General features: G+C 70.5%; 11 protein-coding genes. All 11 read right to left on the reverse strand.

What is annotated here, in order from left to right:
• Positions 1-28: 28 nt before the first annotated feature.
• Positions 29-1,606 (reverse strand): Rieske 2Fe-2S domain-containing protein, encoded by a 1,578-nt coding sequence (locus AB3M90_RS05925; protein ID WP_412950591.1) that lies wholly within the window; start codon positions 1,604-1,606, stop codon positions 29-31.
• 96 nt (positions 1,607-1,702) lie between these two features.
• Positions 1,703-4,666: a DEAD/DEAH box helicase gene (locus tag AB3M90_RS05930; protein ID WP_412950593.1), complete on the reverse strand. Its 2,964-nt coding sequence runs from the start codon at positions 4,664-4,666 to the stop codon at positions 1,703-1,705.
• 61 nt (positions 4,667-4,727) lie between these two features.
• Positions 4,728-5,138 (reverse strand): transcription antitermination factor NusB, encoded by a 411-nt coding sequence (nusB, locus tag AB3M90_RS05935; protein WP_412950594.1) that lies wholly within the window; start codon positions 5,136-5,138, stop codon positions 4,728-4,730.
• Positions 5,139-5,141: 3 nt separating this feature from the next.
• Positions 5,142-5,702 carry an elongation factor P gene (gene efp, locus AB3M90_RS05940; RefSeq protein ID WP_116634929.1) on the reverse strand — a complete coding sequence of 187 codons (561 nt, stop codon included), beginning with the start codon at positions 5,700-5,702 and terminating at the stop codon, positions 5,142-5,144.
• A gap of 73 nt (positions 5,703-5,775) precedes the next feature.
• Positions 5,776-6,219, reverse strand: coding sequence for a type II 3-dehydroquinate dehydratase (gene aroQ, locus AB3M90_RS05945; RefSeq protein WP_412950596.1), 444 nt, complete (start codon positions 6,217-6,219; stop codon positions 5,776-5,778).
• Positions 6,216-6,767 (reverse strand): GNAT family N-acetyltransferase, encoded by a 552-nt coding sequence (locus AB3M90_RS05950; RefSeq protein ID WP_412950598.1) that lies wholly within the window; start codon positions 6,765-6,767, stop codon positions 6,216-6,218. The genes aroQ and AB3M90_RS05950 overlap by 4 nt, the downstream gene beginning before the upstream one ends.
• Positions 6,764-7,852, reverse strand: coding sequence for a 3-dehydroquinate synthase (aroB, locus tag AB3M90_RS05955; RefSeq protein ID WP_412950600.1), 1,089 nt, complete (start codon positions 7,850-7,852; stop codon positions 6,764-6,766). The genes AB3M90_RS05950 and aroB overlap by 4 nt, the downstream gene beginning before the upstream one ends.
• The gene (locus tag AB3M90_RS05960; RefSeq protein WP_412950601.1) at positions 7,849-8,367 is read right to left on the reverse strand and encodes a shikimate kinase; all 519 of its coding nucleotides are present in this window, start codon (positions 8,365-8,367) and stop codon (positions 7,849-7,851) included. Before AB3M90_RS05960 ends, aroB begins: the two co-directional genes overlap by 4 nt.
• Complete coding sequence (aroC, locus tag AB3M90_RS05965) at positions 8,351-9,580, reverse strand: chorismate synthase (RefSeq protein WP_412950603.1); 1,230 nt, start codon at positions 9,578-9,580, stop codon at positions 8,351-8,353. Before aroC ends, AB3M90_RS05960 begins: the two co-directional genes overlap by 17 nt.
• Before the next feature lie 70 nt (positions 9,581-9,650).
• Entirely contained in the window at positions 9,651-10,493 is an 843-nt protein-coding gene (locus tag AB3M90_RS05970) for a shikimate dehydrogenase (protein WP_412950605.1), read from the reverse strand.
• Positions 10,468-11,940, reverse strand: coding sequence for an endolytic transglycosylase MltG (gene mltG / locus AB3M90_RS05975; RefSeq protein ID WP_412950608.1), 1,473 nt, complete (start codon positions 11,938-11,940; stop codon positions 10,468-10,470). The genes AB3M90_RS05970 and mltG overlap by 26 nt, the downstream gene beginning before the upstream one ends.
• Position 11,941: the final 1 nt, after the last annotated feature.

Below are 11,941 nucleotides of genomic sequence, written 5' to 3' on the forward strand. Positions count from 1 at the left end.
ATGTGTTCTCGACCTGCAGATGTCGAGGTCAGCTCGCCTCGCGGAGCGCGGCGTCGGTGACCTCGTCGATCTTCGTCGCACGGATCGGGTGGCCACTCGTCGAGAGGCAGCGGCCCGTCGTGAGGTCCCACTTCCAGTCGTGCATGCTGCACGTGAGCACGCCGTCGGCGTCGACCTTGCCCGTCTTCGTGAGGTCGGCGCGCAGGTGCGGGCAGCGCCGTTGCACGACCCAGTCGCCGATCTCGGCGTCTTCGGTCTGATCCGTCTGCTCCTGGTACCAGTTCTCCACGTACTCGATGCGGTCGACCGAGAGGCACTTGAGGAACGTCGTCAGGAACTCGTTGAACTTGCCGCTGCGCCCCACGTGGAACTGCATCGACAGGAAGATCGAGTTCGACCAGTCGATCTCGCGGTCCCGGATGTTCGACGAGACGAGGTCGGCCGGGATCGTGTACCAGTAGATGCACTCCTCGCCCGCGTACTCGCGCACCTTCGCACGGGGGAAGTCGACGACCATGTCGAGCTCTCCGATGCGGAACCGCACGTTGCCGCCGACGCCGAGTCGGATGGTGCGCGACTTCTTCAGCAGCGGCTCCCACCAGCCCTTGAGGATCTCGAGCATCTCGGCGGGCGGGATGACCTCTGCGCGCGAGGCCTCCTCGTCACGGATCTCCTGCTGCCTGCTCGCCCGCTGCGACTCGAGGTACTCCCACTTCTCGTCGAAGATGTGCGACAGCTCGGCTTCGGTGTACAGCGACTGCTCGGTCGTGACCGACGAGCCCTCGACGGTCACGATCGTGCCGGGCACGAACAGATGACCGTGGTACTGCGGGGCGAGCTCGTTCATGTGGGCGATGAACTGCTTCTGATCGGTGAAGATCGACTCGCCGTTGCGACCGAACCCGTTGAAATCGAACAGGTCGTCGCGGAGGAACATCGGCGGGCCCGCCATCGGGAAGACGTGCGCCGCGTCGACCTTCTCGATGTAGTACATGGCGCGCTTGTTCTGCGCCTCGCGCTTGAGACGGGCGAAGTTCTGCTTGGCATCGAGAGGGAGGTCGTAGACCATCGGCCACCAGATGGCTCCGGAGACCTGGGTGAAGTAGGCGTCGGGCTTGCCGAAGCTCATCAGCGCCTCGAGGTCGAGCGGATGCGAGTCGTTCTGGTTGAGCACCGAGGCGGTGCCGTCGTCGACGCTGAGCGACGAGTCGCCGATCGGCCCGTCGCTGGGGGCGCGCAGCGGCGTGATCATGATCTTCAGGTCGCCGCGCTCGATGACCTGCCCGGCCGGAGCGTAGGTGATGTTCGTGTAGCCGAGCGCCCGGATGTCCTGTTCGAGGTCGTCGATCGGATACTCCGGGAGCAGCACCTCGATGTCCTTGCGGATGTACCGCTCGAGCAGGGCGGGATCGAAGTGGTCGCGGTGGCGGTGCGAGATGTAGAGGAAGTCGGCCTCGCGGCCGAAGCGCTCCCAGTCCAGCCCGCGATTGTCGGGGAACGGGAACCAGGATCCGTAGAACGACGGGCCGAGCACCGGGTCGCAGATGATGTTGCCGCCGAGCGTCTCGATGAACATCCCCGCGTGGCCGAGTCCCGTGATCCGCATGACATCCCTCCTGGAAGTGAACCGTACGAGTCTACCGAGGGGTGCCTGGACGAGCCCTCCGACGAGGCCGTGACTATACGGGTCGGGGAGAGTCGGTCAGGAATCGAACAGCCCCCGGATGTCGTCGGCCGTGAGCGACCGGGCGAACAGCGCCTCATCGTCGAGGACGGCGGTGAAGAGCCGCGCCTTGCGGCGCTGAAGGGCGAGCACCTTCTCCTCGATGGTGTCGGTGGCGATCATCCGATAGACGAAGACCTGTCTCGTCTGTCCGATGCGGTGGGTGCGGTCGGCGGCCTGGGCCTCGGCCGCGGGATTCCACCACGGATCGAGCAGGAAGACGTAGTCGGCCTCGGTGACCGTGAGGCCGAAACCGCCTGCCTTGAGGCTGATGAGGAACACCGGCTGCTCCCCCGCACGGAAGCCGTCGACCACGTCCTGCCGGTGGCGGGTCGAGCCGTCGAGATGCGCGAACGGGATGCCGGCGGCACGCAGCCGTGCCGCCGCCAGGTCGAGGAACGAGGTGAACTGGCTGAAGACGAGGGCGCGGTGGCCTTCGGCCTGCAGCTCGACGATCCGCTCGAGCAGCACGTCGAGCTTGCGGGAGCCGATCTTCGCATCGGCCGGGTCGATCAGTCCGGGCGCCAGGCTCAGCATGCGCAGGAGGGTGAGCGAGCGGAAGACGATGAATCGGTGGCGGTCGAGGTCGTCGAGCAGCCCGAGCACCTTCTGGCGCTCGCGCTGCAGCACCGTCTCGTAGAGGGCGCGGTGCGCGCTGCCGAGCTCGACCTCGAGCACCTGCTCCTGCCTGGCGGGCAGGTCGGGCGCGACGAGCTCCTTGGTGCGCCGCAGCACGAGAGGACGGATGCGGCGTCTCAGCTGGTCGAGCCGGCGCTGCCGGTACGGAGCGCCCTCCTCGTTCTCGGGCACCTTCCCCTCTTCGATCGGCTGGATGTAGGTCTCGCGGAACTTCCGCGCCGACGGGAAGAGCCCCGGTGCGGTGAGCTTCAGCAGCGCCCACAGCTCGCTGAGGCTGTTCTCCATCGGAGTGCCAGTGACCGCGAAGGTCGCATCCGCCGGGAAGGAGGCGATGGCCCGATGCACCTTCGTCGCAGGGTTCTTCACGAACTGCGCCTCGTCGAGCACGAGCCCCGCCCAGCGGTGCGCCGCGAACGATTCCTCGTCGAGGCGGGCGATCGCGTAGGTCGTGAGCACGACGTCGACCGCGCCGATCGCGTCGGCGAGGGCGACGCCCTGGGTCGTGTCGCGAACGAGGAGTCGGAGCGAGGGCACGAAGCGCGAGGCCTCGCTACGCCACGTGGCGAGCACCGAGGTCGGCACGATCACGAGGAACGGGCGCTCCTCTCCGGTCTCGCGCGCGTGCTGGATGAGAGCCAGCAGCTGTAGCGTCTTGCCGAGCCCCATGTCGTCGGCGAGGATGCCGCCGAGCCGATGCCCCCACAGGAACGCGAGCCAGTCGAATCCCGCCTTCTGGTACGGGCGGAGGTCGGCGCGCAGGCCGCTCGGGACCGCGACCTCGGGGACTGCGTCCGCCGAACGGAGCCCGTCGGCGAGCTCACGCCATGCGACTGCGGGCTCGGCCTCGTCGGCGAGATCTTCGAAGTCCTCCCAGAGCGCGGTCTGGGAGCGGCTGATCCTCGGGCCGGTCTCCCACTCGTCGAGCTGGGCGGCCTCGTCGAGCAGCTCGCGCAGTCGGTCGAGTGCGGGATGGGCGAGCGAGAAGTGGCTGCCGTCGACGAGCAGGAGTCGCTTGCGTCCCTGGCTGAGCGCCGTGAACAGCGGCTGGAACGGGATCGTGCGGCCGTCGATTCTCACAAGGATCCCGAGGTCGAACCAGTCCGGATCGGTGCTCTCCACGGCCTCGACGATGATCTCGGGCTCTCCGGTGAGTTCCCGATAGGCCTTGCGGCGGCCCGACACCTCGACGATGACGCCGTCGGACTCGAGTGCGGGCACGACCCGGGTGACGAACTCGGCGGCCGCCACGTCGTGGAACGCGCCGCTCGGTGCGAGGTCCTCCCCGAGATGCGACGACCAGAGCTCGTGCAGGGCGCGGCGCCCGGCGTCTTCGGCGCCCTCGTCGCGCACCGCCTCGGCTCCGGTGCCGAAGGGCACTCGGCCGAATCCGCGGTAGTCCCATTCGAACGCGTACCTCACCGTGTCGCCGCGGAGGAACGAGAGCAGGAGGACGGCGCGCGGCGGCGGCAGCGCGGGAAGCTCGACGCCGTGACGCGCGCGCACGGCGACGCGACGGGCGAGCAGCGGGTAGGCGTCGCGAAGGAACGCGGCCTCGTCGTCGCGCGGCACGACCACACCGCCGGGTGCGCCCAGGAGTGCGCGCACTGCGGAGGTCAGAGGAGCCTCGGCGAGGGTGATCCGCAGCCGCGCGCCGTGGGGTACGACCTCGTAGAGGCCGGTGAGCCCGATGGGACGCGCGGCGCCGGCGTCGATCGGGCGCCCGTCGATCGCGGCCTGCGCGCGCACTCGGAGGTCCCCGTCGTCGTCGCGCTCCACCGAGGCCGTGATCTCGGCCACCTCGGCCAGCACCACCGTCGTGCTCTTCTGCACGGCGACGAGCGGGATCCCGGCATCGGCGGCCGTGCGGAGGTGCCCCCAGAGCAGAGCCGACTCGATCAGGTCGACCACCAGCCAGTCCCCCGCGGTGCCCGACAACAGCGTGTCCCTGGCGATGCTCAGCAGATCGGCGAACCAGCGTGAGCGCGCGCGACCGTATTGTGCGGGTGAGCGCCGAACGGCGTCCCACGTGGCCGCACCCTGCACCCACGCGCCGGTCGCCGCGCTTCTCTCGAGAGGACGGATGCCGAGCACGACCTCCCCCGTGCGCTTCGCGACGTCGCGCGGCGTGGCGGTGCGCTGCGGTCGCGCGGCCCACGGGTTGGTGCCGCTCGCGTCGCGGATGCGCAGCTCGATCCCCAAAGCGAGCGGTGTCGCGGCGGCATCGCGGCCGGGTGCCCCGAGAAGCGAGCGCCAGTCGGCACCGGAGGGATCACCCGTCGGGGAGGCGTCGAGCGGCAGGATCATGCCGCCATCCTCTCCCCTGTCACCGACAGTCGTGCGCCCCGCGCGAGGCCGTGCCGACGGGTCAGGCGGCGCGGGACACGCGCGCGAGCACGCCGTGCACGAAGGCGCCGGAATCGTCGGTCGAGAACTCCTTGGCGAGCTCCACCGCCTCGTCGATGGCGACGGCCGTGGGGACCTCGTCGTTGTAAAGGATCTCCCACACCCCGATGCGCAGCAGCGCCCGATCGACGGCCGGCATCCGCTCCAGCCTCCAGTCGCGGCTGTGCGTGGTGATCTGCTCGTCGATCTCGTCGCGCTGGTCGATGATGCCGTCCACGATCTCGCGCGCATAGAGCCAGGAGGCCTCGCGGGCGGGCTCGCTCGCCGCGCGCTTCGCCTCGGCGGCGAGGGTCACCGACAGGTCGTCGCCACGGACGTCGGCGGAGAACAGGATGTCGAGTGCGCGCTTGCGCGCCTTCGTCCGGGCGCTCACGCCTTACTTCTCGCGACCGAGGTAGTCGCCCGTGCGCGTGTCGACCTTGATCCGGGTGCCGGTCTCGACGAACAGCGGCACCTGCATCTCGTAGCCGGTCTCGACGGTCGCCGGCTTGGTGCCCGCCGACGAGCGGTCGCCCTGCAGGCCCGGCTCGGTGTAGGTGACCTCGAGGATGACCGACGCGGGCAGGTCGATGTACAGCGGGTTGCCGTTGTTGAGGGCGATGGTCACCTGCTGGTTCTCGAGCAGGAAGTTCTTGGCGTCGCCCACCGTCGCCGCGCCCACGGTGATCTGGTCGTAGTCCGACGTGTCCATGAACACGAAGCTGTCGCCGTCGGCGTAGAGGTACGTGAAGTCGCGGCGGTCCACGTTCTCGATGTCGATCTTGGCGCCGGCGTTGTACGTGCGGTCGACGACTTTGCCCGACACGACGTTCTTCAGCTTCGTCCGCACGAACGCGCCGCCCTTGCCGGGCTTGACGTGCTGGAACTCGATGACGTTCCAGAGCTGTCCGTCGATGCTGAGAACGACGCCGTTCTTGATGTCTGCGGTAGATGCCATGCGCTGAGAGTTCCGTTCCTGAGTCTGCGGGGCCGGCCTCCTCGCGCGAAGCGCGCCGAGCCGACAGTCGATTCTACGGGATGAGGGCGACGAGCTCTCGCACCGCCCGCGCGTACCCGTCGACGCCCTGCCCGATCACCCGCACCGCCGCGACGTCGTGCAGGAAGGAGTGGTGCCGGAACTCCTCCCTCGCGTACACGTCGGAGATGTGCACCTCGGCGAAGGGCAGGGAGACGCCGGTGAGCGCGTCGCGGAGCACCACCGAGGTGTGGGTGAGTCCGCCCGGATTGATCACGACGCCGGCGCAGTCCTCGCGGGCCGCGTGGATGGCGTCGATGAGAACGCCCTCGTGATTGCTCTGCACCGCCCGCACCTCGAATCCGAGCGATGCCGCGGCGTCGGCCGTGATCCGCTCGACGTCGGCCAGGGTCGCGGTGCCGTAGATCGTCGGCTCGCGCGTTCCGAGCAGGTTCAGGTTCGGCCCGTTGACGAGCAGCAGACGTCGACCGCCGGTCATGACGATGCACCGCCCTCGGCGATGAGCGGGCGGCTCATCTCGATCTCGGGGCCGATGGAAGCCGTGAAGCGACCGCCCGTGTCGTGGAAGCCGGCCCGCCGGTATGCGGCCTGGGCGCGCGCGTTGTCCTCGTGCACGTCGAGGCTGAGCGCACGATCACCCCGGCTCCGCGCCCAGTCGGCCGCCGCGTCGAGCAGCGCGCCGATCGTGCCCGATCCGCGGTGCTCGGGTCGGACGTACACGCCGACGACGTCCCCGCGCGCGGCCGTCACCGGACGGCCGTGGTGATCGGTCTCGCCCGGCGAGCGGCGGATCACCGTGACGGTCCCGACCCACTCGTCCGCCGTCTCGGCGACGAACTGCGCCACGGCGTCTCCCTCGGCGCTGCCTGCCGCCCGGGCCGCCCAGAAGTCGTCGTCCCGCCCGGCCTCCTCCTCGAAGGTGGAGAGGAAGGCGATGGGCGCGGCGACGTCACGCACCGCATCGAGTCGCAGGTCGCGCACCCGCTCGCCCTCATCGGCGCGGACGCGCCGGACGACGACGCTCACCCCGCCACCTCCTGGTACGCGGCGAACAGCAGCGACTCGTCGGGCGCCTGGAGCACGGTGGGCTTGCCGATGTCGTCGAGGAGGATGAAGCGCAGCATCCCTCCCCGGCTCTTCTTGTCGCGTTGCATCGTCGCGAGGAGCTGCGGCCAGGCCCCGGGGCGGTAGGAGGTCGGAAGCCCGAGCGACTCGAGGATCGTTCGGTGCCGCTCGGCTGCGGCATCCGGCAGGCGTCCGGCGAGGCGGGACAGTTCGGCGGCGTAGAGCATGCCGACCGAGATCGCCGCTCCGTGGCGCCAGCGGTAGCGCTCCGCATGCTCGATGGCGTGGCCCAGGGTGTGACCGTAGTTGAGGATCTCGCGCAGACCGGCCTCGCGGAAGTCGTCCGAGACGACCTCCGCCTTCATCCCGATGGCGAGCTCGACCGTGCGGCGGAACTCGTCGGTCGTCGTGTCGACCGCGCGGGCGGGGTCGGCCTCGACGATGTCGAGGATCTCGGGCGCCCAGATGAAGCCGGCCTTCACGACCTCCGCGTAGCCCGCCGTCGCCTCGTTCGCGCTGAGGCTGCCGAGCTCGTCGAGGTCGCCGATCACGGCAGTCGGCGCCCAGAACGCGCCGACGAGGTTCTTCCCCTCGGCCGTGTTGATGCCGGTCTTGCCGCCCACGGCCGCGTCGACGAGTCCGAGGACCGTCGTCGGCACCTGGATCAGCTGCACGCCGCGCAGCCACGTCGCCGCCACGAACCCGGCGAGGTCGGTCACGGCACCGCCGCCATAGCCGATCACGGCGTCGCTGCGCGTGAAGTCGGCCTGTCCCATCACCTGCCAGCAGAACGCCGCCACCTCGACCCGCTTGCCCTGCTCGGCGTCGGGGATCTCCGCCAGCAGGACCTCGCGCGACCCGTTCGCCGTATCGGCGAGCAACCGCTCGCGCAGCTCCGCCGCCCGTGCCGCGAGGGTCGGCGGGTGCACGACGAGGATCTTGCGCACTCCGGGTGCGAGCGCCGCGGAGACGTCGTCGAGCACCCCGCGTCCGATGGTGATGTCGTACGCGTCGGCCCCGGTGACGCTGATGGTCGTCGTGCTCATCCCTGCTCTCTCCTCCACGCCACGATCTCGTCGGCGATCCTCTGCATCGGCCGCCGGGACGTGTCGAACGTCACCGCGGCCACCTCCTCGTACCATCCACGCCGCTCCTCGAGGATGCGCGTCCAGCGCTCCAGCGGATCCTCCCCCTTCAGCAGGGGACGGTTGCCGCCGCGGATCCGGTCGGCGACGGCTTCGGCGCTCACGGTCAGGAAGACCACCGGATGCTGCCGCAGCAGCTCGCGCGTTCCGGAATCGGTCACCGCTCCCCCGCCGAGCGAGACGACGCCGCCGTCGGCGAGGGCGGTCGCCACGGCCGCGCGTTCGAGCTCACGGAACCGCGGCTCCCCCTGCTCGGCGAAGATCTCGGGGATCGGGCCGTGCTGCGCCACGATGCGCTTGTCGGTGTCGATGAACGGCACTCGCAGCCGTCGGGCCACGCGGCGACCGACGCTGGTCTTGCCAGCGGCCATCGGGCCCACCAGCACCAGCGTGAGCGGGTCAGCCTCGCTCGTCATGCGCGATGAGCGCCGCTTCGGACGCGGGAGTCGTGCGCAGCTCGGACGGGATGCCGGCGAGGTATCCGTCGAGATTGCGCTTCGTCTCGCGGATGCTGTCGCCGCCGAACTTCTCGAGCACGGCGCGCGCGAGCTCGATGGCGACCATCGCCTCCGCGACGACGCCCGCCGCGGGCACGGCGCAGACGTCGGAGCGCTGATGATGGGCGGTCGCGTCCTCGCCGGTCGCGACGTCGATCGTGCGCAGCGCGTGCGGAACCGTCGCGATCGGCTTCATCCCGGCGCGGACGCGGAGCACCGTCCCCGTGGACATGCCGCCCTCGGTGCCGCCGGCGCGGTCCGAGCCGCGCGTGATGCCGTCAGCCGTGGCGAACAGTTCGTCGTGCGCGGCCGAGCCGCGTCGGCGGGTGGTCTCGAAGCCGTCGCCCACCTCGACGCCCTTGATCGCCTGGATGCTCATCAGTGCCTGCGCCAGCCGCGCATCGAGGCGCCGATCCCAGTGCACGTGCGATCCCAGGCCGGGCGGAAGACCGAAGGCGAGGACCTCGACGATGCCGCCGAGCGTGTCGCCGTCCTTCTTGGCGTCGTCGACCTCGGCGACCATCAGCGCCGAGGTGGCCGGGTCGAAGCACCGCAGCGGATCGGCATCGAGCGTGTCGACGTCGTCGGGTGTGGGAAGGGGCGCCCCCTCCGGCACGCGCACCGGACCGATCGACAGCGTGTGGCTGACCAGGCGGATGCCGAGCTCGCCGAGGAAGGATCGGGCGATCGCGCCCAGGGCGACCCGAGCGGCGGTCTCCCGCGCACTCGCCCGCTCGAGGATCGGACGTGCTTCGTCGAAGTCGTACTTCTGCATGCCCACGAGGTCGGCGTGCCCGGGTCGCGGCCGTGTCAGCGGCGCACCGCGCCCCCGCGACCGGTCGGTGAGCGAGGTCGGCTCGGGGTTCATGACCTCGATCCACTTCGGCCATTCCGTGTTGCCGATGCGCAGCGCGATGGGGCTCCCCAGGGTCTTGCCGTGGCGCACGCCGCCCGAGATCGACAGCTCGTCCTGCTCGAACTTCATCCGCGAGCCGCGGCCGTAGCCGAGCTTGCGACGAGCCAGGTCGGCCTGGATGGCCTCGGACGACACCGGGACGCCCGAGGGCAGGCCCTCCATGACGGCGATGAGTTCTGGGCCGTGCGATTCGCCGGCCGTGAGCACGCGGAGCATCTCCCCAGTCTCCCATGCCCCGACGTCGCTCCTGCGCCGCGTTTCGTCGGGCGCCGTCTCCGCGTCGCCGTCAGAGCGCGGCGCGCATCGCGGCGATCACCGCTTCCTCGTCCCGAAGCGGGACCATCGGGTCGCCGTGGAGGAAGATCCTGACCTGGCGCACGGCCTGGTGCAGCAGCATCCCGAGACCCGAGACGGCCGGACCTCCGCTCCACTGCGTCGCAAGCGCCGAGGGCCAGGGTGCGTACGCCGCGTCGAAGAGCGTCCCGCCGGCAGCGGCCAGCGATGCGACGGTGTCGGCGGCGAGCTCCGTGCCGCCGGGCAGCGTCGCGATGGTGAGCTCCGCGGCGGCGGTCGGCTGGTCGAGCGGACGGACGACGACCGGCACCGCCAGGCGCTCGCCCAGCATCACGAGCCCTGCGGCGCGCTCCGGGCGACGAGCCGACACCTCCACGTGTCCGGCGCCCAGCTCGGCGACGGCGACGAGCGCCGATGCCGCCGTCGCCCCCGCCCCCACGATGCGCACCTGCCGCGCACCGTCCAACCCCGCTTCGGTCAGCGCGTCGACGATGCCGCCCACATCGGTGTTGAAGCCTGAGACCCGGTCGGAGAGGAGCAGCGTGTTGACCGCACCGGTGAGCTCGGCATGGGGATCGCGGGTGGCCGAAGCGCGGAAGGCCTCCTCCTTGAGGGGCATGGTCAGCGAGAGCCCGCGCCAGGTCGCATCGAGCCCGCCGAGTGCCGCCGCGAACGACTCCGCCGTCACCTGCCGCCGTGTGTACTCCCAGTCGAGGCCGAGCGCCTGGTAGGCGGCGGCGTGCAGGGCGGGCGACTTGGAATGCGCGATCGGGTCGCCCCAGACCGCGAGTCGGGATGCCGGCACGGTCTCAGCAGCCGCCGTCGGGATTGGCACGGCACCACTCCCGCCACTTCTCCACGCCCTGCTCGTGCTCGGCGAGGGTCTCGGAGAACTGCGTCTCGCCGGTGGCGAGGTTGATCGTGACGAAGTACAGCCACGGACCGTCGGCGGGATTCATCGCGGCCTTGATGGCCGCGTCGCTGGGGCTGGCGATGGGCGTCACGGGCAGACCGGTGTGGATGTAGGTGTTCCAGGCGTTGTCGCTCTCGAGCGCCTCGGCAGAGCTCGACACGACGCCCTCGTGCAGCGATCCGTAACCGTACTGGGCCGTCGAGTCCATCTGCAGCAGCATGTCGATGTCGAGGCGGTTCTGGATCACCCGCGAGACCTTCGCGAAATCGTCGGTCCTGCCCTCGCGCTGGATGATCGAGGCGATCGTCAGCACCCGTTCCGCGTCGGCGTCGGCCACGCCCGCCGCCGTGAGCGACTCGCGCGTGCGGTCGACCATCCGCTGGATGACCTGCGGCGCCGTGACCTCGGGATCGAACGTGTAGACCGCCGGGAACAGCCAGCCCTCCAGGCTCGGCGCGGCGACGCCGTAGGCCGACGGGTCGGCGACGGCGGCCTGGAGCTCCTCGAGCGGGATGCCGAGGGTCTCGGCGATACCCGGCAGCGACGAGGCGATCGTCCCGCCCTCGGCGATCGACACCGTGTTCTCGAGCTTGTTCGCCTCGTCCCGCAGCGCCGCCAGGGCCGCCTCGGCGGTCATCTTCTCCTGCAGCCGGTACACCCCCGGGTAGAAGGTCACGGCGATGTTCTCGTTGATCAGGTAGTCGTAGAAGACGTCCTCGGTCTTCGTCACCCCGGCCTCGTACAGCGCGGTCGACACCGGACCACCGGTGTCGCCCTCCTTGATCGTGACGAGCGCCTCACCGGTCGCGAGTCCGGGCTCCCAGTCCTTCGGCTCGCCCCACCCCATCGCCTCACTGATCTTGTCGCCGTAGCTGTTCCAGACCCAGATCCCCCCGGCGGCGATGCCGCCGAGGAGCGCGACCACGACGATCAGGGCGACCAGGCAGCCGGTGCGGCGCTTCTTCTTCGGGCGCGCCGTCGTCGCCTGATCGCGCGTGGGCGTGAAGAGGTCGTCGAGGCCGCCACCGAGCGGCGCGGGCGCCTCGGGCACGTCGCGAGGGGCGGACGCCGCGGATGCCGCGGATGCGCCGTCACCCGACGTCGCCGCCGTCGATGTCTCGTCGCCGCCGCGCGCGCCCCTGGGTGCGTCGTCGGCGTCCGACATCGCGCCCTCGGGTGCGGTCGGATCGGCGTCCTTCGGGGCGGCCGAGCGGCCCGCGGCCTCCCGCGCCGCACGACGCGAGCCGGGCACGGGACCGCTGGTGTCCACGGTCGGGATCTGTCGCGTCGGCGCGGGCAGGTTCTCGAACAGGTCGCCCAGGCGGGCGTCGGGATCGTGCTGGGGGGACGCACTCTCGCGTTCGGACATG

It is taken from the genome of Microbacterium martis (assembly GCF_047246685.1).
In the GTDB taxonomy this organism is placed as follows: domain Bacteria; phylum Actinomycetota; class Actinomycetes; order Actinomycetales; family Microbacteriaceae; genus Microbacterium.

What these genes read in the sequence shown, in the direction of transcription:
- AB3M90_RS05925 (WP_412950591.1), bottom strand. Translation starts at nt 1,606, where the DNA reads ATGCGGATCACGGGACTCGGCCACGCGGGGATGTTCATCGAGACGCTC.
- AB3M90_RS05930 (WP_412950593.1), bottom strand. Translation starts at nt 4,666, where the DNA reads ATGATCCTGCCGCTCGACGCCTCCCCGACGGGTGATCCCTCCGGTGCC.
- efp (WP_116634929.1), bottom strand. Translation starts at nt 5,702, where the DNA reads ATGGCATCTACCGCAGACATCAAGAACGGCGTCGTTCTCAGCATCGAC.
- aroQ (WP_412950596.1), bottom strand. Translation starts at nt 6,219, where the DNA reads ATGACCGGCGGTCGACGTCTGCTGCTCGTCAACGGGCCGAACCTGAAC.
- aroB (WP_412950600.1), bottom strand. Translation starts at nt 7,852, where the DNA reads ATGAGCACGACGACCATCAGCGTCACCGGGGCCGACGCGTACGACATC.
- AB3M90_RS05960 (WP_412950601.1), bottom strand. Translation starts at nt 8,367, where the DNA reads ATGACGAGCGAGGCTGACCCGCTCACGCTGGTGCTGGTGGGCCCGATG.
- aroC (WP_412950603.1), bottom strand. Translation starts at nt 9,580, where the DNA reads ATGCTCCGCGTGCTCACGGCCGGCGAATCGCACGGCCCAGAACTCATC.
- mltG (WP_412950608.1), bottom strand. Translation starts at nt 11,940, where the DNA reads ATGTCCGAACGCGAGAGTGCGTCCCCCCAGCACGATCCCGACGCCCGC.